General features: G+C 47.6%; 21 protein-coding genes. 17 read left to right on the forward strand and 4 right to left on the reverse strand.

The window, feature by feature from the left end; all coding sequences use genetic code 11:
* Window positions 1–11 precede the first annotated feature (11 nt).
* The 8 genes from ACZ444_RS01815 to ACZ444_RS01850 all read left to right on the forward strand — a co-directional run bounded on the left by ACZ444_RS01815 (window position 12) and on the right by ACZ444_RS01850 (window position 7,255).
* Window positions 12–1,037 carry a TolB family protein gene (locus ACZ444_RS01815; RefSeq protein WP_382358278.1) on the forward strand — a complete coding sequence of 342 codons (1,026 nt, stop codon included), beginning with the start codon at window positions 12–14 and terminating at the stop codon, window positions 1,035–1,037.
* 135 nt (window positions 1,038–1,172) lie between these two features.
* Window positions 1,173–1,739, forward strand: a complete 567-nt coding sequence (locus tag ACZ444_RS01820) for an NADPH-dependent FMN reductase (protein WP_382358406.1) — start codon at window positions 1,173–1,175, stop codon at window positions 1,737–1,739.
* 27 nt (window positions 1,740–1,766) lie between these two features.
* Entirely contained in the window at window positions 1,767–2,501 is a 735-nt protein-coding gene (locus tag ACZ444_RS01825) for an RluA family pseudouridine synthase (protein WP_382358279.1), read from the forward strand.
* Window positions 2,455–2,868, forward strand: coding sequence for a secondary thiamine-phosphate synthase enzyme YjbQ (locus ACZ444_RS01830; RefSeq protein WP_382358280.1), 414 nt, complete (start codon window positions 2,455–2,457; stop codon window positions 2,866–2,868). Before ACZ444_RS01825 ends, ACZ444_RS01830 begins: the two co-directional genes overlap by 47 nt.
* A 60-nt stretch (window positions 2,869–2,928) precedes the next feature.
* On the forward strand, window positions 2,929–3,273 hold the full coding sequence (gene ytxJ / locus ACZ444_RS01835) for a bacillithiol system redox-active protein YtxJ (protein ID WP_382358281.1): 345 nt from the start codon (window positions 2,929–2,931) through the stop codon (window positions 3,271–3,273).
* Between the two features lie 281 nt (window positions 3,274–3,554).
* Complete coding sequence (locus tag ACZ444_RS01840) at window positions 3,555–4,010, forward strand: DUF2512 family protein (protein ID WP_382358282.1); 456 nt, start codon at window positions 3,555–3,557, stop codon at window positions 4,008–4,010.
* 158 nt (window positions 4,011–4,168) lie between these two features.
* Window positions 4,169–7,039, forward strand: a complete 2,871-nt coding sequence (locus ACZ444_RS01845; protein ID WP_382358283.1) for a UPF0182 family membrane protein — start codon at window positions 4,169–4,171, stop codon at window positions 7,037–7,039.
* A 30-nt stretch (window positions 7,040–7,069) separates the two neighbouring features.
* Window positions 7,070–7,255, forward strand: coding sequence for a hypothetical protein (locus tag ACZ444_RS01850; protein WP_382358284.1), 186 nt, complete (start codon window positions 7,070–7,072; stop codon window positions 7,253–7,255).
* Here ACZ444_RS01850 and ACZ444_RS01855 read toward each other — a convergent pair.
* Window positions 7,237–8,004, reverse strand: coding sequence for a DUF3891 family protein (locus ACZ444_RS01855; protein ID WP_382358285.1), 768 nt, complete (start codon window positions 8,002–8,004; stop codon window positions 7,237–7,239). The genes ACZ444_RS01850 and ACZ444_RS01855 overlap by 19 nt on opposite strands.
* Window positions 8,005–8,182: 178 nt before the next feature.
* On the opposite strand from ACZ444_RS01855, the gene ACZ444_RS01860 reads away from it, so the two are divergent.
* From ACZ444_RS01860 to thrB, 3 genes are read left to right on the forward strand one after another with little or no spacing between them, the layout of a single operon-like run.
* Entirely contained in the window at window positions 8,183–9,490 is a 1,308-nt protein-coding gene (locus tag ACZ444_RS01860) for a homoserine dehydrogenase (RefSeq protein ID WP_382358286.1), read from the forward strand.
* On the forward strand, window positions 9,487–10,548 hold the full coding sequence (gene thrC, locus ACZ444_RS01865) for a threonine synthase (protein ID WP_382358287.1): 1,062 nt from the start codon (window positions 9,487–9,489) through the stop codon (window positions 10,546–10,548). The genes ACZ444_RS01860 and thrC overlap by 4 nt, the downstream gene beginning before the upstream one ends.
* Window positions 10,545–11,432: a homoserine kinase gene (gene thrB / locus ACZ444_RS01870; RefSeq protein WP_382358288.1), complete on the forward strand. Its 888-nt coding sequence runs from the start codon at window positions 10,545–10,547 to the stop codon at window positions 11,430–11,432. The genes thrC and thrB overlap by 4 nt, the downstream gene beginning before the upstream one ends.
* Window positions 11,433–11,948: 516 nt before the next feature.
* Here thrB and ACZ444_RS01875 read toward each other — a convergent pair.
* Complete coding sequence (locus ACZ444_RS01875; RefSeq protein ID WP_382358289.1) at window positions 11,949–12,239, reverse strand: DUF3219 family protein; 291 nt, start codon at window positions 12,237–12,239, stop codon at window positions 11,949–11,951.
* Window positions 12,240–12,397: 158 nt separating this feature from the next.
* Here ACZ444_RS01875 and ACZ444_RS01880 point away from each other — a divergent pair, with 158 nt between their 5' ends.
* Together ACZ444_RS01880 and ACZ444_RS01885 are read left to right on the forward strand one after the other, a co-directional pair.
* On the forward strand, window positions 12,398–13,642 hold the full coding sequence (locus ACZ444_RS01880) for a cytochrome P450 (RefSeq protein ID WP_382358290.1): 1,245 nt from the start codon (window positions 12,398–12,400) through the stop codon (window positions 13,640–13,642).
* A gap of 78 nt (window positions 13,643–13,720) precedes the next feature.
* Window positions 13,721–15,142 carry a glycoside hydrolase family 18 protein gene (locus ACZ444_RS01885; protein WP_382358291.1) on the forward strand — a complete coding sequence of 474 codons (1,422 nt, stop codon included), beginning with the start codon at window positions 13,721–13,723 and terminating at the stop codon, window positions 15,140–15,142.
* A 52-nt stretch (window positions 15,143–15,194) separates the two neighbouring features.
* Here ACZ444_RS01885 and ACZ444_RS01890 read toward each other — a convergent pair whose 3' ends face one another.
* Together ACZ444_RS01890 and ACZ444_RS01895 are read right to left on the reverse strand one after the other, a co-directional pair.
* Window positions 15,195–15,644 carry a YaiI/YqxD family protein gene (locus ACZ444_RS01890; RefSeq protein WP_382358292.1) on the reverse strand — a complete coding sequence of 150 codons (450 nt, stop codon included), beginning with the start codon at window positions 15,642–15,644 and terminating at the stop codon, window positions 15,195–15,197.
* Between the two features lie 159 nt (window positions 15,645–15,803).
* Entirely contained in the window at window positions 15,804–16,349 is a 546-nt protein-coding gene (locus ACZ444_RS01895) for a DUF4362 domain-containing protein (protein ID WP_382358293.1), read from the reverse strand.
* Window positions 16,350–16,638: 289 nt separating this feature from the next.
* Between ACZ444_RS01895 and ACZ444_RS01900 the strand changes: the two genes are divergently transcribed.
* Genes ACZ444_RS01900 through ACZ444_RS01915 form a run of 4 tightly spaced genes read left to right on the forward strand, consistent with a single transcriptional unit; the run spans window position 16,639 to window position 19,391 of the window.
* Window positions 16,639–17,022, forward strand: a complete 384-nt coding sequence (locus tag ACZ444_RS01900; RefSeq protein ID WP_382358294.1) for a GntR family transcriptional regulator — start codon at window positions 16,639–16,641, stop codon at window positions 17,020–17,022.
* Window positions 17,019–17,918: an ATP-binding cassette domain-containing protein gene (locus ACZ444_RS01905; protein WP_382358295.1), complete on the forward strand. Its 900-nt coding sequence runs from the start codon at window positions 17,019–17,021 to the stop codon at window positions 17,916–17,918. Before ACZ444_RS01900 ends, ACZ444_RS01905 begins: the two co-directional genes overlap by 4 nt.
* Window positions 17,896–18,654, forward strand: a complete 759-nt coding sequence (locus ACZ444_RS01910; protein WP_382358296.1) for a hypothetical protein — start codon at window positions 17,896–17,898, stop codon at window positions 18,652–18,654. Before ACZ444_RS01905 ends, ACZ444_RS01910 begins: the two co-directional genes overlap by 23 nt.
* Window positions 18,651–19,391 carry a hypothetical protein gene (locus ACZ444_RS01915; RefSeq protein ID WP_382358297.1) on the forward strand — a complete coding sequence of 247 codons (741 nt, stop codon included), beginning with the start codon at window positions 18,651–18,653 and terminating at the stop codon, window positions 19,389–19,391. Before ACZ444_RS01910 ends, ACZ444_RS01915 begins: the two co-directional genes overlap by 4 nt.
* The last annotated feature ends 55 nt before the right edge of the window (window positions 19,392–19,446 follow it).

The raw sequence follows: 19,446 nt of genomic DNA on the forward strand, positions 1-19,446 counted from the left end.
GAGGTTTATAAATGACGGTCAAAATGAAGAATATCAGTGTGATAGCGGGCCTGGCTGTGCTGTTCTTGGTGCTTTGGGGTGCTGGTTCGCTGGCAGGCCCTCCTAAAGGCTTTTCGGGATTTGGCAAGACAACGGATGTGTCACCGGATGATCACGAGCTGGTCTTTTCCTATTATCATGATGATGACGCTGCGTTATACACTGTTCCTGTGAGCGGTGGTGAAGCCGAACGGTTAGCCAAACCGGATGAAGGAAAATCGTATGTTCATCCAACGTTCTCACCAGACGGGGAAAAACTTGTGTTCATGGAACAATGGGAGGAAGAAACTGAAGGTGAGAAGCGTCGCTACAGCCAGCTGCGGATCATGGCTAGGCATGATGATTCGGTTAAAACACTTATGAATACAAGTGATTACATAACTGAAGCGGCCTTTTCGCCGGATGGGGAATCCCTTTATTATCTGAAAGCAGACACCTATCAAAATTATTCGCCGGTTGCCTCTGAACAGCCGCATGACTGCGATGTATTCCGGCTGGATCTGGCCTCAGGGGAGACGGAACAGATAACCGAGAAAGAAAGTTACGACATGTCATCACTAAATGTGTCGCCAGATGGTGATCGGTTGATGTATACAACATTTAATAACGGTGACCAGCTGCATGTGCGGGATTTGAAAACTGGCCAGGAAGAGACGCTGGTGCCGGCAGCGGATTTTGCTTCAAACCAAACAGTCATTTCAGCACCAGCTTTTTCATCCGACGGCGACCATGCTGTTTTTTCCAGTGTTGCCGCGAAAGATAAGCAGGGCACTTACATTTATGAAGGTTTCCGGATGAATCTGGAGACTGAAGAAGCTGAACAGCTGACAAATTTCCATGAGCATGTCACAAGTCCTGTCTCTTTCCACCAGGCTGATAAATGGCTGGTAACCGTTGATAATAATTTTGCCAGAGCGGATTCTGACTACAATTATTGGAAAATTAGTGCAGACGGCGACGAGCGGGAGCCGGTGACGATCAACATGCCTGATACGTAAGTGGTGTTTTTTGCCAGGTATGGCCCTCTCCAGTTCAATTAACTGTAACTTTTACGTTTTTTGTGTAAAATGGGCTTGAGAAATTGTTATGTGTCCGTCGGTCGTTCATCGATGGACGTTGAGGGGGGCATTCATTTGAAAGTCATCGGGATTGCTGGGTCCGTTGTCGGATCGAAAACACGAATTGCTGTTGAGCAAGTCTTAACGGCATTAAATCATACTTATGAGACTGCAGAAACGGAATTGATTGATTTGGGCGATTATGAGCTCGTTTTCAGTGACGGGCGGGATTACCGGGATTATACCGGTGATACGAAGGTAGTTCTGGAAAAAATCATGGCAGCGGATGCCTTTATCATAGGGACACCGATTTTTCAGGCGTCGATTCCCGGTACGCTGAAAAATTTGTTCGATCTGCTTCCCAATGAGGCATTCAAGGGTAAGCTTGTTGGCATTCTGGCGACAGCGGGCTCGCCCAAACACTATTTAGTACCGGAACACCAGCTGAAACCAGTTCTTTCGTATATGAAAGCGGTTATTCTGCCGAAATATGTGTTTGTTGAAGAAACGCATTTTGCGCAGAAAACAATTGTTGATGAGGAAGCGAAATCCCGGCTGAATCAGCTTGCGGCGGATTTGATGCATGGCGTGCAGGTGTTCAGCGAGGTGCAGAAGGCAAGGGATTCGGCTTTTCCATTTTAATTTGATTGGTGAAGGGATGCATAAACAGTGGCTATTTCAATTCTCTATGAAGATAACCATGTCCTTGTAGTGGAGAAGCCTGTGAATATGCCGGTTCAGGGTGATCAATCACATGACAGGGATCTTTTGACCATGCTGAAAGATGATTTGAAAATACGCTATCAGAAACCTGGCAATGTCTATTTGGCGCTCGTCCACCGGCTCGATCGTCCGGTTGGCGGTGTGATGGTTTTTGCTAAAACATCCAAAGCGGCGTCGCGTTTGTCGGATAGCTTGCGCCGGGGCGCGTTTGAGAAGCACTATCTGGCGGTTGTCCGCGGCCATCCGCCGCACTCGTCTGGGACGCTGGAAGATTTTTTGCTGAAAGATCACAGCGAAAATAAAGTGCATGTCGCATCACCCCAGACGAAAGGGGCAAAGAAGGCGGTTCTGGATTATGAGGTTGTCGGTCAGCATGATGGCTTGCATTTACTTGCCATCCATCTCCATACAGGAAGGCCGCACCAGATCCGGGTGCAGCTGGCAGCTAGCGGCTGTGTCATCTATGGTGATCAGAAGTACGGGCAGAAGGTGAACTCGCCCGGTCAGCAGCTGGCACTCTGGTCCCATACGTTAGCGTTCGAGCATCCGACCAGGAAGGATATGCTGGGGCACGAGTCCTGGCCGCCTGCTGATTATCCGTGGCATCTCTGGCCAAATTTTGTAAAAGGGGATGATGAGCGTGAGCAAAACACAGCACACATTCACGATAGCAATACATGAGAAGCAGTCATTTACGAATCTGGACAGGCACTTGGATGAGGCTCTATCGGCAAGTGGTATTGCGGATGGCATCATGGTCGTCTACTGTCCGCATACAACGGGTGCGATTACCATCAATGAAAATGCCGATCCGGATGTCAAAACAGATTTAAAACTGGGATTGAACGAGACATTTCCGAACAAACATGAGTATGCTCACATGGAAGGCAATTCAGACGGGCATATGAAGTCATCCGTCTTTGGGGCGAGCGAGACGCTGATCATCTCGGATGGCGCACCGGTACTGGGCACATGGCAAAGTGTCTATTTTTGTGAATTTGACGGGCCGCGAACACGAACGGTCCACGTCAAGCTGCTAGAAGGATAACGCCGATCGTGCTGCAGGATAGGTCCTGCGTGAAAGCTATACTATTAAGGAGGTATTAGAATGACTGATTTTAAAGAGCTGCAGACAAAAGAAGAATTGGAACAGATGTGGAAAAGATCCACGGAAAAACCTGTGCTTGTGCTGAAACACAGTACGACTTGCCCGATTAGTGCTGAGGCATTTAAGCAGTATCAGGCGTTTTTGGAATCGGGTGCTGATCCTGCGGAGGCTTATTTAGTTAAAGTGATTGAGAGCCGGGATCTATCGAATCAGCTGGCTGAGGAAACGGGCGTTAAACATGAGTCACCGCAGCTATTTCTGCTTCAGGATAACCATGTTCGCTGGCATACATCCCATTCCGCCATTACGGAGGATGCCATCAATCAGGCGTTGCAGCAGGCATAACGAAAGCGAATAATTTAAACGTCGAACAATGGCTCGGATCAGCGGAGGAAAATACGGAGACTCCTGCGGGAGCAAAGGGTAGGTGAGACCCCCGAGCGTGCCCGCGAGGAGGCTCACCAGCCGCCCGCGGAGAAGATGTCTTTTTCCGGAGCGGTTCAGTCATTTAGTAATGAGATTGCTAGCAGAAAAAATGAGATAAGATTTTCCATCATCAGGTATAATGCCATGCTTTTCCGGCATAATAACGGTTACGTATTCCCGGAAAGGATGGTTAGACGGATATGGTTTATTTAAAAGCATTAGGTATTAAGTTTATTGTGGTTGGTATTACGGTGTTTTCGCTCTTCGGTATTTTTTATCATGCAAGCGTTTTCAGTTTATTTGGGATCAGTCTATTAACAACAACACTTTCGTTTGTCATTGGTGATTTATTTGTACTTAAGAAATTTGGCAATATCGCCGCTTCGATTGCCGATTTTCCTCTTGGGTTTCTGTCGCTTTTCCTGTTTGGAGGTCTGTTCATTATGACGGGCACCTCTATGGCTGCTATTGCTTTTATGGGGGCTTTTTTTATGGCACTATGTGAGCCTTTTATCCATGCTTATCTGATAGAAAACCTGGAAGAAGAGGCGCTTAAAAAGCAGGGGCCGTTTTCATATGATGGCCAGTTCCAGACAGAATTTGCCGAGGAATTCGAGTCTGATGACAAAGATCAGAAAAATGATGATCGCCAGTAACAGATGTGACTTTGTCAGATTTCCCTCTAAATCAGCGAAAAAATGATCATAAACGTTTTCAATTCCTGTATTTGTCATGTATGATAGGGAGTGAGATTTTACACTGATGTTACGAGGATTAATGTTATTTTGCGAGATAATAGGGGGAGAGGTCTACATTGGATGTTTTTGACGGAGGCTCTAATCAGCGGCCGAAAATGAATTGGAACGGTAAGTATAAATGGATTGGCTATGTTGTGCTTGCCGTCATCGTGCTTGTGATCGCAGGCTTATTTGCTATGCAAATCATGACGGACTATTATTGGATGGATTCTTTAAATTTCTCATCCGTGTTTACAAAGATACTGACGAGTAAAGTGCTGCTCGGTGTTGCCGGGTTTATCTTGTTTGCTATCTGTACGTTTATCACCCTTTTCTGGATTAGGCGGTCTTACGTTAAACATTTTGATTCTAATCAGCTGCCGCCTATTCTGAAGAGACGAAAAATCATGACAGCTATCATGCTTGGTATTGCAGCTATCATTGGCTTATTTGGAAGCAGCATCATTCAAGGTGTTGGCTGGGAACAGGCACTGAAGTTTTTCAACCGGGCGTCATTTGACAAGACGGATCCATACTTTGGACTGGATATCTCATTTTTTGTTTACGTTCTGCCAGTTCTTAATTTAATTGTATCGGTCCTGCTTGGTTTAAGCATCTTTTTCCTGCTGGTGGAAATTGGGGCTTATTCCGTTTTCCAAATGTACCAGAAGAGCCGTTCTGCTCAGCTGCATTTAGGAACAACACTCGCGATTATCGGTGTGCTTCTGGCAGGCTATCATTTTCTGCAGCCATATGGAACGCTGACCACGAACATGGTCAGTCTGTTTCAGGAGAGTGTCGTGCACGGACTGAGCTATACGGATGAAGCGGTCAATATACCGAAAGCTTATATCCTGGCTGCGGTAGCGTTGCTTATGACGATATGGATGATTGTGAAACTCGTCAGGGGAAATATCCGAACTATGCTGACGCCGATTGCAGTCTACATTGTACTGATTATCGTCGGACAGGGTGTATCCGTAGCGGTTCAGAACTTTGCGGTTTCCCCGAATGAATTTTCCGTGGAGAAGCCTTACTTGCAGGATAACCTGGATTATACAAGGGCTGCTTACGACTTAGATGACATGGACATTGAGCAGCATCCGGGGAATGATTCACTGGATGCGGATATGGTCGAACGCAATCAGGATACGATTGATAATGTGCGTATGAATGATGTGCGGCCGTTACTGGATGTTTATAATCAGGTGCAGACATTCCGGACGTACTATGAATTTAATGACGTTGATGTTGATCGTTATCAGGTTGATGGCGAGTATGAGCAAGTATTTTTGGGTGCACGTGAATTGGATACCTCCAGCTTGCCTGATCAGGCGAAAACGTGGGTTAACCAGAATCTGAGGTATACACATGGTTACGGATTGGCAATGAGTCACGTTAATGAGGTGACCGATCAGGGACAGCCGGAATATATGGTGAAAGATTTGCCGCCTGAAGGCGATTTAGACGTCGAAAAGCCGCAAATCTACTTTGGCGAGCAGGATTATCCGAATGTCATCACAAACAGTGATGTTGATGAATTCGATTATCCGGCAGGTGATAAGAACGAGAGCAATCGTTACCAGGCCGATAAAGGCATTCAGCTGACAGGCTTCAAACGCTTGCTGTATGCACTTGATGAAGGGTCTTTCCGGATGCTGGTGACGGATCAGCTGAATGACGACAGTCAGCTGCTGGCAACGCGGAATATCAAGGATCGTGTAAACCGGATTGCGCCATTTTTCGATTATGATGATGATCCTTATTTAGTCGTTCGTGATGATGGCAGTCTTGTCTGGATGCTTGATGCGTATCTGTCAGCTGATAATTATCCATATTCCGAGGCTTTCCAGGGTGAACAGAATTACATCCGGAACTCGGTCAAAGTAACAGTTGATGCGTACTCTGGCGATGTGAACTTTTATGCGTCTAATCCGGATGATCCGCTCATGCAGACATTTAAGAATATCTTCCCGGATTTAATTACTGAAGATGTACCGGATGATATTAAAGCGCATTTCCGTTATCCGACCGACCTGTTCAAAATTCAGTCGACGATGTATGGCACGTATCATATGTCTAACTTAGAAGTATTCTATAATCGTGAAGACACTTGGCAGACGCCGACCGAACGGTATTTTGATGAGGACGTTGAAATGGAGCCTTATTATATGACCATGAAGCTGCCTGATCACGATGAAGAAGAGTTTATTCAGATGATGCCATATACGCCGAAAAACAGACAGAATATGATCAGCTGGATCGGTGTACGAAACGATGGCGAGAATTACGGCGAGAAATTTGTCTATGAATTCCCTAAACAGCGGAATATTTACGGGCCGCAGCAAATTGAAAACCGGATCAACCAGGATAGTGAGATTTCTCAGGAACTGAACCTGTGGTCGCAGGGCGGTTCTGATGTGATTCGCGGTAATCTGCTGGCTATACCGATCGAGGATACGATCATTTATGTTGAGCCGATTTATATCGAATCAAACAATGAAACCTCTCTGCCTGAAGTGAAGCGGGTTGTCGTAGCTTATGAAGATGAAATTGTGATGAAAAGTGATTTTGATACGGCACTGGATACGATGGTAGATAAAGTCAGTGATGGCGGCGGTAAGAAAGATGAGTCAGACGGTGATGAAGACCAGGCTGATGAATCAGATCAATCATCAGATGAGCCGATCAAAAAAGCACAAGAAAAATTAGAGAACTTTTCCGAGCTGTTTAATACCTATCAAAAGGAACTGTCAAACGGCAATTGGGAAAAAGCTGCTAAGACTATGAATGAGCTGGAAGACTTGATGGATGAGCTGGACATATCCAAGACGGACGTTCCGGCTGACATGCCGGAAGATGTTCCGGAAGACGTACCGGATACCGATGAATCACAGCCATCTGATCAGGGAAAGAAATCACCGGATAATTCAGAAGGAAAAGATTAGACCAGGTATGTTAAAAAATCGGGAAACGCTGTGGCGTTCTCCCGATTTTTTTTTAGATTTTGTGCTGGCATTGGATTGGGCTGGCCGGAAATCGATCGAGCGCGCGGCAAATTCGATCGAGCGAGCGGAGAAAACGATCGAGAGCGCCGGAGAATCGATCGAGAGCATCGGAAAATCGATCGAGCGCGCGTGCCGCGTCAGGATCCTGTTAGTTGAATGGAGACGTTCTCGAAGTCAGCTTGTCTGTAACTTTCAATCAGTCCTTTTTCCGCTAGGGTTTGTTTGGGAATAATTTTTTGCTGAACGGTAACGGTTACAGGTTCAGCGAATGGGAAAGCGTCCATGACCACGGTCTGGTTATCCTGCCAGTGAATGGGCGTTTTATGAGTGTCAAAAAAACTGAGAGACGGTGAAACGGTGATACCGTTTTTAAAGAAGGGATGCCTATTCTCTTCGCGGGCACCCGGTTCGTTCATACAAACGTACAGAGACAGACTGTCCAAAAATTGCAGGAGGTCCCAATGCATCCAGTATAAGTCCTGGTCGTAAGCATCAAGGTGCTGCATTAAAGACTGCTGCCGCTGTCTTTCCTGCTCGACAAATTGCTGGGAATCCTCATCCGGATCGTTCTCTAAAAAGCGTCTGTAGTGCTCACTGCATATCAGAGCGGCGTAGTCATCCTGTTCTTGAACGGTGTCAATTCCTTGTTTGTAAAAAACCGTTTTGGCAGCGTTGGGAACGTCGGTGAATCGATAAGGTTCCTGTTTCAGATCATTCCAGAAAGGCTGTTTATCCAGCATTTTCCACGCGTCATCGTGCTTGGCAATCGCGTACTCAACGGAAGGTCTTAGGTTTTTGTCGTCAAAGAAGGCATTATCCAGCTGGCGGGCCAGCTCACCGGAGATCTGGGCGTGATGGTGCTGTTGAATCATGACAAACCCCTGGTCGCGTTCTCTTACAATCATTTGCCTCACCCTTTCGCTTAATGGTTATTATGATTAGTATACAAAACGATTCAGGATTTAGCCAATGTGGTGGGATGAGAGTCAGTCTGCCCGCAGGTGTTGTCTAAAAATTCGATATTGTCATGAAGTCAGATTCATGTTTCAATATATATCACTAACTGCTAAAAGAGGTGATAAGGTGGATGCTAAAGTATCAGTCGGATTACTCGGTGTTGGTGTGGTGGGTTCAGGTGTTATGACGCTGATTGAAAAGCACCAGAAAAAACTCATGCATCAGCTTGGTTGTCCTGTCGAGGTAAAAAAGGCACTCGTTCGTGACCCCAATAAAAAACGTGCTATTGATACTGGAGCTTCTGAGACGGTTCTGACACTGGATGCTGCTGATGTGCTGGATGACCCGGAAATTGATGTGGTTATTGAAGTTATGGGAGGGATTGAAGAAGCCCGCCGCCACATTTTAAGTGCGTTTGCTGCGGGTAAACACGTCGTGACAGCCAATAAAGATTTAGTGGCACTGCACGGGGCTGAACTGCATGAGGCTGCGGCACAGAATAACTGTGACTTGTATTATGAAGCAAGTGTTGCCGGCGGGATTCCAATCCTGCGCGGAATAACTGACGGTTTTGCCTCAGACCATATTGAGCAGGTTATGGGCATTGTAAACGGGACAACGAATTTTATTTTGACCAAAATGCATCAGGAAGGTGTCAGTTATGATGATGCTTTAGCACAGGCACAGGAGCTCGGGTTTGCGGAAGCTGATCCGGCTGCTGATGTTGAAGGGCTTGATGCTGCACGGAAAATGGCGATTTTAGGGCGATTAGCGTTTTCCACGTATATTGATTTGGATGACATTGACGTGACCGGCATTAACGGTATTGAACTGGCGGACCTGAAATATGCTGATACGCTGGGATTCACGATGAAATTAATCGGTTTCGCTAAATTTGATGGCAAGCGTGTGGAGATTAATGTCCAGCCAGCACTCATTTCGCGTAATCACCCGCTTGCAGACGTTAAAAATGAGTATAACGCTGTTTATGTTTATGGCGAAGCAGTGGGTGAGGCTATGTTTTATGGCGCCGGTGCCGGAAGCATGCCGACTGCTGCTGCCATCATTTCGGATGCTGTTACGGTCGGTAAAAATATGCACCGCGGTGTAACGGGCAGTCAATTTATTGAGCCGCGCTTCAAAAAGGAATTGAAATCAACGGATGAGCAGTTTGGCCAGTACTATCTCCGGCTGCATGTGCGGGATGAAGCTGGCGTGTTTTCCCGGATATCGGACACCTTTAATGAGCAGGCGATCAGTTTTAAGCAAATTCTGCAGCGTCCGTCTGATCAGCCGGAAACAGCCGAAATTGTGGTGGTCACCCATGAAGCGTCACTGGCGATCATGCAGCAGGCTTTAGAACACTTGCAGGATCTTGATACGGTTCTGGCCGTGGTGAGTTTTTACAAAGCAGAAGGAGATGCTGACACATGATAGGGCAGGGTTTGCTCCAGACGTATCGCGCGTATTTGCCTATAACGAATGAAACACCATTGATAACGTTGAAAGAGGGTCATACACCGCTCATCCCTTTATCAGCGTTATCGGAGCAATTAGATATAGAATTATACGGTAAAATTGAAGGCTTTAATCCGACTGGTTCATTTAAGGACCGGGGCATGGCTCTTGCTGTTGCTAAAGCTGTTGAAGCGGGCAGCGAGGCAGTAATTTGTGCATCAACCGGCAATACGTCCGCCTCTGCTGCGGCGTATGCTTCCAAAGCCGGCATCAGGGCGATTATAGTCATTCCAAAAGGCAAAATCGCGCTGGGTAAATTAGCTCAGGCGGTCATGTATGGTGCGGATATCGTGGAAATTGACGGTGATTTCGATGATGCACTGAAAATTGTCCGGACATTAAGCGAAACCACCCCGGTAACGCTTGTTAATTCCGTTAATCCGTACCGGCTTGACGGGCAGAAAACAGCCGCATTTGAAATTTGTGATGAGCTGGGGATGGCACCTGAGGTTCTGGCTATTCCGGTTGGCAATGCCGGTAACATCAGTGCTTATTGGAAAGGTTTCCGGGAATATGCTGACAGGCAAAACACGGACCTGCCCGAAATGCACGGTTTCGAAGCGGCTGGAGCGGCAGCGCTAACGCACAATCAGATCGTCGCCAATCCAGAAACTATGGCGACTGCTATCCGGATTGGCAACCCCGCAAGCTGGACACTGGCTGAAGCGGCGCGGGATGAATCAGGCGGCACGATCGCGTCTGTTACTGATGAGGAGATCGCAAACGCGCAAAGATGGCTGGCTAGACAGGAAGGCGTTTTCGCTGAACCGGGTTCGTGCGCGTCAATTGCCGGTATGATTCGCGAGCGGCAAGCAGGCACGATAGCAGCGGGAACAAAAGTCGTGGCGGTTTTAACCGGCAACGGCCTGAAAGACCCGCAGGCAGCCATTGAGCAGATGGGAGACGGGCCGGTTACACTGCCCAATGATGAAAAAGCCGTCACGGATTATGTGACAAAGCTGGTGAAAGCATGACACCTTTCAGGATCGTGGTCCCCGCCAGCTCGGCAAATCTTGGGCCGGGTTTTGATTCACTGGGCCTGGCGCTCAGCCTTTATTTAACAGTCGATGTATCAGCGTCCGATGCGTGGGAAATAGAGCAGCACTCGGCCTATTTGCCGGAGCAGGTGGATGCTTATGATCATTTAATAGTCAGCGCGGCACGTGAAACGGCTGCACACTGGCATGAACAGCTTCCTCCCTGCCATCTGTCCATGCAGAGTGATATCCCTTTGGCCCGGGGGCTGGGGAGCAGTGCCTCGGCGATTGTGGCAGGTATTGAACTGGCTGATCGGGTCTGTTGTTTGTCGCTGACGGCTGATGAAAAACTGCAGCTGGGTGCGTCGATTGAGGGCCATCCGGATAATATCGCACCGGCTGTCATGGGTGGTCTGGTGATTTCAGCTGCCGCTGACGGAGTGGCTGAGCGGGTCTTGCTGCCGGTACCTGACGTTGAGACAGTTCTGGCGATACCGGGCGAGGCATTAACGACCGAAGCAGCCCGGGATGTGCTTCCCGCGGTCTATACAAGGGAGCAGGCGGCTTCTGCCAGTGCGATCAGCAACGTCCTGGTCGCCGCGCTTGCTGCTGGCGATTATGCGCGGGCTGGCAGGATGATGGAACAGGATCTTTTTCATGAGCCTTATCGTCAGGCTATGCTGCCGCATTATGAAACCATCAGAAGTGAGGCGGGCGCTCACGGTGCTTATGGAACAGTTATTAGTGGTGCGGGTCCGGCTATGATCTCATTTTTGCCTGAGGGAAAAGGCGATTCTCTCGTCAGCCGCCTGCAGGACAGACTGCCTGATTACCAGGTGATGCGGTTAAAGCCTGATCCCAACGGCGTGTTAAGCTCATAAAATGAACCACACAGCAGTTGCTGTGTGGTTTTTAAAACAGCTGGGACGTAACGTATTTTGATCATAAGTCCGCTCCGGAAAAGGACGTCGCTTTCCGCGGGCGGCTGGTGAGCCTCCTCACGCTAGCGCGCTCCGGGGTCTCACCTATCCTTTGCTCCCGCAGGAGTCTTCGTCTTTTCCTCCGCTAAATCGATCCTGTTCGAAGCAAGTTTGAGTGTTTCGCTTTCGTTGTGACCCAGCCCCATTAAAACAGCTGGGACGTAACGTATTTTGATCATAAGTCCGCTCCGGAAAAGGACGTCGCTTTCCGCGGGCGGCTGGTGAGCCTCCTCACGCTAGCGCGCTCCGGGGTCTCACCTATCCTTTGCTCCCGCAGGAGTCTCCGTCTTTTCCTCCGCTAAATCGATCCTGTTCGAAGCAAGTTTGAGTTATTCGTTTTGTTGTGACCCAGCCCCTTTTAAACAGCTGGGAAAATAACCGCTTCGGAAACGTCCCGGTCCTTTCAAAGGAGGGCTATCATTTTTCGGTCAGTTCAAGTTTAAATTCGCCTACGTTTCCAGGCTCATATAAATTGGTGATGGATGTTGAGTACGTTGTGATAACGGCTGGGAAAGCCAGATCTTTTTCAGGCATCTTAATCGTGAAATCATTTTGATATAATAACGTCGTGATATCATGATACGTATCGTGTGTGACATGAAATGAAAAATTCACCCTGGTGCGTTCACGTTCCTTTTCCGTGATCGTATCCAATTTAACGTTAAACGCTTCGATTGCCATGTCATTAATCATAATCGTTGTCTGCAAAGGATCACCTTCATTGCTTAAATTTCAAACCAATCGTAACAGGTTTGCTCAGCAGCTGCCACGTTTTGGTTTATATGGCGTCGCAAGGATAAAAACGAGCACCTGGGGAAAACCAACAGACAGAACCAGATTTATCTGTGAGAAAGGAGCCAGCAATTGTGACAATACCGCGTGAACAGGGATTGGATCATACGATCACTCTCATGTCAGAAGGCTATACGTATATACCAGACAGACGTCGGCAATTTCAATCAGATATCTTTCAGACCCGGCTTATGGGACAGAAAGTTATCTGTATGGGCGGTGAGGAGGCTGCCCGGATTTTTTATGATCCTGCCAAATTCACACGAAAAGGCGCCCTGCCGAAGCGCATCCAGCAATCCATCTTCGGAAAAAATGGTGTCCAAATGCAGGACGGTGCGCAGCATAAGCACCGAAAAGAAATGTTTATGAAACTGATGGCACCGGAGCGTATTAATGACCTGGCCGCTATTGCGAAAGAACAGTGGGAAGTGGCGCTGGCCGGCTGGGAGAAAAGGCACCGGCTTGTGCTCATGCCTGAAACTGAAGAAATCATGTGCCGCATCGCGTGCCAGTGGGCAGGTGTGCCGTTGTGGGCGAATGAGCTGACGAGACGGACGCGTGACTTGGCAGCAATGATTGATGCTTTTGGAGCGGTTGGGCCAAGACATTGGAAAGGGAGAATGGCCCGTAACCGGACTGAACGCTGGATCATGCAGCTGATCGAGCAAGTCCGGAATGGCACATTAACACCGCGGGCCGAAACAGCTTTATCTCACATCAGCTGGCACCGGGATTTACAGGGGCATCTGCTGCCTGTGCATACCGCGGCAGTAGACGTTATCAATATTCTCAGACCGATTGTAGCTGTCGCACGGTATGTGACTTATGGCGCTTTGGCTATGCACGCCTTTCCAGAAGCCAAACAAAAACTGCAAAACGATGCTGGAGCCTATACTGGCATGTTCGTCCAGGAAGTGCGCCGCTATTATCCATTCACGCCCTTTTTAGGGGCGAGAGTCCGCCATGATTTTAACTGGGACGGGCATTCATTTAAAAAAGGGACGCTTGTTCTGCTTGATGTCTATGGGACGAATCATGATCCGAATTTATGGGATGAACCGGAAGAATTTCAGCCGGAGCGTTTCCGGAACTGGGATGGCGGTCTGTTTGATTTTATTCCGCAGGGCGGCGGCCGTTATAATAGCAATCATCGCTGTGCCGGTGAATCAATCACACTGGCAATCATCCGGACAAGTCTGGAATGTCTGGCAAATCGGCTGGATTATGAGGTGCCTCAGCAAGATATGACATACAGCATGGTTCGGATGCCGTCTGTGCCAAAAAGCCGCTTTGTGATTAAAAATATAGCCACTTTATAGAAGAATTTCGGTTAATTGGGTTACGTGGACAATCATCTCGGAATAGGCTGTTATACGAGACAGATTGGAGGCGTAACCATGCAGATTCATGTTGTCAAAAATGGCGACTCACTATGGCGGATTGCGCAAAATTATGGCACTGACAGCAGTCAGATTGCTTCGGTAAATGACTTGGAAGACCCTGATGTTCTGGTGGTTGGTCAATCCCTGGTAATTCCGGAGCCGGGCATTGATTATGTGGTGCAGCCCGGGGATACATTGAGGACGGTGGCAGACAGATTTGGTGTGACGGTTCAGCAGCTTGCCGCAGCCAATCAGATTGCCGATCCATCGCGCATTTATGCTGGGCAGATGCTGCAGACCCCTTTTATAACACATAATGTTCAGGCAGGCGACACAATCTGGGCGCTTGCCCAGCAATATGGTGTGAGTGTGGCGACCATTCTATCAGTGAATCGCTTGTCAGCACCCGGCTTGATATTTCCGGGGCAGACGCTGATAATTCCTATAGCGATACGGCGGCCGGTCATTGATACATTTGCGTATGCATCCCTGGTTGGCAGTAGTACCGGGAAATCGGATGTTCTGCGTTTGGGAAGGCATTTGTCGTACCTTGGCCCCTCTATGTATCATTTTACAGAAGACGGGGAGCTGGTAGAACTGGAAGATCAGCCGGTTCGGCAGGCTGCTGCGGAAACGAATACGGCCCCCATTTTAGTCGTGGCGAATCAAGGCGAGGAAGGCGGATTCGATTCTGAACTGGCTGCTGACTTATTACAGGACTCGGATACCCAAACACAGTTCATGACGAATTTACTGGACGAATTGCGGGAAAAGGACTACGCAGGCGTTAATTTTGATTTTGAATACATCAATTCGGAAGACCGGGAAAATTATAATGCGTTTCTCCGGCGTGCTGTTATCCGGCTGCATCCGGAAGGTTTTCTTGTATCGACAGCTGTTGCTCCTAAACAATCAGGCGGGCAGCAGGGCCAGTTATACGGGGGAGTCGACTATCAGGCACATGGGTCAATCTGTGATTTTGTGATTCTCATGACGTATGAGTGGGGCTGGTCAGGCGGCCCGCCACGAGCGATTGCCCCGGTCGATGAGGTTAGAGGTGTATTGGATTATGCTGTGCGTCTTATCCCGCGCGATAAGATATTCATGGGTATTTCTTTGTATGGACGTGATTGGAAGATCCCCTGGGAGGAGGGAACAAGAGCAGATACACTGAATCCGCAAGTGCTGCTGGAACGAGCCGTTGATTACGGTACTGCGATTCAGTATGATGACACGAGCCAGGCACCCTTTTACCGTTATACCGATGATGATGGTCAGCGGCATGAGGTCTGGTTTGAAGATGCCCGCAGTATGCAGGCTAAATACGATACGGTAAGCGCTTATGGCATACGCGGTGCTGCTTATTGGACGCTGAATTTTTCTTTCCCGCAGAATTGGGCGGTTCTGCAGGATAACTTTCGTGTGCGGCAATGGTGAGACGGCCCTTTGAGGCGGCAAAGCCCGTTTCAAAGGGATTTTTTCGCAGGGACTAAGCCAGTCGCGCGTCAAGTGTTTCCCGAAAAAGCCTGCTGAATGCTGCCTCATCTTCTGAGGTGAAGGCTTTCGGGCCTTTTGTCCGTTTGCCGCTTTTGCGTGCCATGGCATTTAAATAACGTGTCTGCAGCAGCTGATCGATGTTAGTGTTCGTGTAGGCAAAGCCCTTATGATGCAGCACAGTGCAGTCTTTAGCGAGCCCGAGTGACGCCAGTCCGTAGTCCTGGGTAATGATAATATCGCCTGTCTGGACGAGCTGCATAATCCGGTAATCCGCAGCTTCAGCGCCTGTATCAACGTAGACCGTTTCGACGCCTGCTGGATCGTCAGCGGGTGAAAAGTGTGAGAAGCTTTTTACGATCACGACCGGCACAGCAAATTCCCCCGCAATCGTCATAATGGTCTGTTTGACCGGACAGGCATCCGCATCGACATATACCTTCATGATACCGCCTCCGTTTAAGTCTACCGTTATTTTAGCAGAAACAGGACGGTGAAACCAATTGCCGGTGCTTATAGCTGATGATCGCAGCAAATTGATATGGGGGCATTTTTGTACATATATCGCTGTTTTAGTTGAATAAGAAATTATGAATTGATTACATTAAAACTCATAACTTTCATACTCATAACAATTTGTGATATATGGCATTCTCGGATCATCTACAAGCTTTTTACAGTAGTCTTCCCGTACGCTAAATCGTTCACCAGTTTCCATATCCTCTTTTATATGTCTTCCACTCTCATCCCTTGTACTATCCCAACGATAGTATATAAGTTCACCATTAAATTGGAATTCAGTAGTTATTGGGTCGCCAGTTTGTGAGAATTGGGTAAATCGAATAAAGTCAGGATTACCATTCTTGACGTTCTTTTTAAATTGATTGATTGTTTCACGTTGCTTTGACGTCATGTCACTTGGCGTAATATCACCATTCGCCATTGCTTCTTCTAGTGTATAGTCTTCAGGAACGTTATCTGTTTGTTTTTTTCCGAAGTTTTCAATTTGCTTTTCAAATGCAGGATCACCTTCCTCATCTTTATTATCCTGAGCCAACGAATTTCCATTAAAAACGATCAGGAATAGAATTAAGCTGCTAATCACCATTATTACTGTCAAGACAACCCTTTCACGTTTGAGATCTAACAATTTGCCCAGCCCCCTTGGCAATGCTGTTATGGGTACTATATACACAACTCATTAAATTTATTCATGAAAGTCACAGATATTATAATCTATGACGTTTCTTGATATTTAAAATCACTGTTACGATATTACTTCGGTGTCCGCCTCCCTCAAAGAATAGTCAAAAATATAATGGCGTATGCAGGTTACCCATTCGGATGTCCGACAATGGTCCCTTGCATAGGATCTTTTTATGTACTATACTAAGTTACATAACTAATGCACTGCATCACTGGAAAGGAGGCAAGCTTGAATGATCAATCCGGATGGTGCAAAGCCCATTTATAGGCAGATTGCCGAATGGCTGGAAAACGAAATTTTAAATGAAACATTTAGGCCGGATGACAAAGTCTATTCGCAATATAAGCTTGCCGATCTGTTTAATATTAATCCGGCCACAGCAGCAAAAGGCCTGACCATGCTGGCTGAGGAAGGGGTTCTGTATAACCAGCGCGGACTTGGCAAATTTGTCGTGCGTGATGCGAAGGCGGTTATTACAGATAAGCGAAAAAATCAGACACTCAAACAGCAGATCCAGGAAGTGGCGGCAGAAGCTGAGCGTCTGGATGTTGGCGAACAGGAATTAATCGAGCTGCTTCGGACTGCAATCAATGAACGCAAGGGGGATGTAACGTGAACGTGGCAGAATGCAGAGATTTAAGCAAGAAGCACGGACGGCATAAGGCGTTGGATCAGTTGACAGTGACGATAGGGGAAAACAAGATTACCGGTCTGGTCGGGCGCAATGGGGCAGGCAAAACGACTCTGCTGAAATTGTTAGCGGGCTTCTGGCGGCCGTCTTCCGGTGATGTTCGTGTCTTCTCCCGCCGGCCATTTGATGATCTGCTGGTATCAGCTAATACGATATTAGTTGACGATGATCTGGATTTTCCAACGGCGCTGACATTAAAGGAAATTCTCGAAGAAGCGGGCCGATTTTATGAAAACTGGGATATGGCATTAGCGGATCGCTTGTTTGCTTATTTTTCATTTCAGCCGGATCAGAATTATGCCAGTCTCTCAAAGGGGCAGCAAAGCACGTTCAATATGATTGTCGGGTTGTGTTCGAGATGCGCCTTAACGATTTTTGATGAACCAACCAATGGTATGGATGCGGCTGTCCGGAAAGATTTTTACCGGGCTCTCTTGAAGGATTATCTGGCTCATCCGCGCTCCATTATCGTGTCCAGTCATCATTTGGATGAAATCGAGGAGCTGCTGGAAGATGTGCTTCTCCTGGAAGATGGCCACAATTACTTACACATGCCTGTCGAGGAACTAAAAGAATATGCCGTGAGCCTGAGTGGTCCATTCGAGGCGGTATCAGCGTGGACACGCAACAGAGACGTTATGTATTCAAAACAGACAGAAGCTGGCATGTATGCGGTTGTGAAACATGATTTTTCGACGGATGAATGGGAGCAGATGCGACGGGCAGGTATTCGTGCGGAAGCTGTTTCGCCAGGGGATGTGTGCGTGTATCTGACTGATAGCACAAAGGGGGAAATCGATGATGTATTTGACAAAGCCTAGCTTATTCCAGACGGTTAAGCAGCAATGCCGCTTTAAGTTAAAATCGTTTTCCGGCTTTTTCACGACCTTAATGATACTGCAGCTGATTGCGTTTGTTCTTTCGCTGTTCTCGACAGGTTCCTCCACAACCAGTCTTAGCAGGGGGATGCATATTTACGTCGATTCCTACTCGGCTAGTATTGTCGTCGTATTTACGATGCTGTGGGGGTTTATAAGTGCTGTGCAAATGAAAACGCAAATGTTTCGGGATGATGACTTTGTTTTTGTGTCGAGTCATTTAAGTCATGATTTAGCCAATATGATCTTTTTGACGGTGACCAGCCTGTTAGGCGGTATAACGGCATTGTTATACGGGTTTTTGCTGAAAGTCGTTACCTTTTTTCTGTTTTCGGCAACCCCTATTATGCAGGGCGGCTTCACCGATACAGTGGGTGAATGGCTGATGGGGGCACTGGCAGCGTTCATGTTTATCTTAATGTTCAGCAGTGCCGGCTACCTTGTTGGAACATTCGTTCATTTATATAAAATGTTTGCTTACATTATACCAGCTGTGATTATTGGGTTATTGTTTTTCTGGCCCCGGATCACAGGCGGTGATCAGTTATTACTGGAGATCGGGACGTTTTATTTTGAAGAGAGTTCTTTTCTTCTGTTCATGTGTAAAACACTGCTGACCGCGCTTGTGTTATTTGCCGGCTCGATCATCATTTACCGTCGACTGGAGGTGCGGACATGACGTCGTTACTGCAATTGATGCCAATCATCATTTTACTGCTGATCGTCGGGTTAATCGTATTTGCTACTTTTAAACTGCCAAAAGGAAACTGGCGGCGCAGCTATACGACAAGGGTGAGACGCCTTTTTATCGTCTATAGTGCTGTGCTTATCCTGGCTGTTCCGGCTGCATTGATGCTTCCTGAGTCATCGGATGCTCCGGGTGAGGCGGTGAGTGCTCCAGTTGATGACTTCCCACGATTAGCGGGAATGGCTGAAGACGGAAGCATTGACAAGACTGATCAGATTTATCAGCAGGAATCCTGGGAGCTGTCAGCTGAGAAGCAGGATATCCGGCTGGAAATGGTGAGCGGCCATGATCCTTATACGGGAATTCCTGTTTATGCGGAAAGAGTCTCCGATCAGAGTGACACGATTCAAGCAACGTATTATCAGACACCGCTTATTATAGAGGGAAGGGATATGTCAGATAAATTGCCTCCATTAGATGTTCAATACACGTCGGGGGCCATAAGAATCAACGTTTCGACACCTTTTGACATTGACCTGTCCACATTCAGACAAGAATTTCCCATTTCGCAATTCACCAGCACCAGCGGCGAGGAGAATGGACCTTGGTCTGATCGGGTCATAAAGGGCGGTGAGCAGCTGATTTACTTAAAGATACCTGAAGATGTTCAATTGGATGCTCTTGAGGGGATGCCGTTTCATTATGTCTGGCCGTCAGCGGGTCCATAGCCTTGAATCGTGTCGGACTTTTCATTCACTTTGGTTGACGCTTGCTTCGATGCAC

It is taken from the genome of Lentibacillus kimchii, assembly GCF_055381965.1.

Coding starts and splice junctions, on each gene's coding strand:
- ACZ444_RS01815 (WP_382358278.1), top strand. CDS start 12: ATGACGGTCAAAATGAAGAATATCAGTGTGATAGCGGGCCTGGCTGTG.
- ACZ444_RS01830 (WP_382358280.1), top strand. CDS start 2,455: ATGAGCGTGAGCAAAACACAGCACACATTCACGATAGCAATACATGAG.
- ytxJ (WP_382358281.1), top strand. CDS start 2,929: ATGACTGATTTTAAAGAGCTGCAGACAAAAGAAGAATTGGAACAGATG.
- ACZ444_RS01840 (WP_382358282.1), top strand. CDS start 3,555: ATGGTTTATTTAAAAGCATTAGGTATTAAGTTTATTGTGGTTGGTATT.
- ACZ444_RS01855 (WP_382358285.1), bottom strand. CDS start 8,004: ATGATTGTAAGAGAACGCGACCAGGGGTTTGTCATGATTCAACAGCAC.
- thrC (WP_382358287.1), top strand. CDS start 9,487: ATGATAGGGCAGGGTTTGCTCCAGACGTATCGCGCGTATTTGCCTATA.
- thrB (WP_382358288.1), top strand. CDS start 10,545: ATGACACCTTTCAGGATCGTGGTCCCCGCCAGCTCGGCAAATCTTGGG.
- ACZ444_RS01885 (WP_382358291.1), top strand. CDS start 13,721: ATGCAGATTCATGTTGTCAAAAATGGCGACTCACTATGGCGGATTGCG.
- ACZ444_RS01890 (WP_382358292.1), bottom strand. CDS start 15,644: ATGAAGGTATATGTCGATGCGGATGCCTGTCCGGTCAAACAGACCATT.
- ACZ444_RS01900 (WP_382358294.1), top strand. CDS start 16,639: ATGATCAATCCGGATGGTGCAAAGCCCATTTATAGGCAGATTGCCGAA.
- ACZ444_RS01910 (WP_382358296.1), top strand. CDS start 17,896: ATGATGTATTTGACAAAGCCTAGCTTATTCCAGACGGTTAAGCAGCAA.
- ACZ444_RS01915 (WP_382358297.1), top strand. CDS start 18,651: ATGACGTCGTTACTGCAATTGATGCCAATCATCATTTTACTGCTGATC.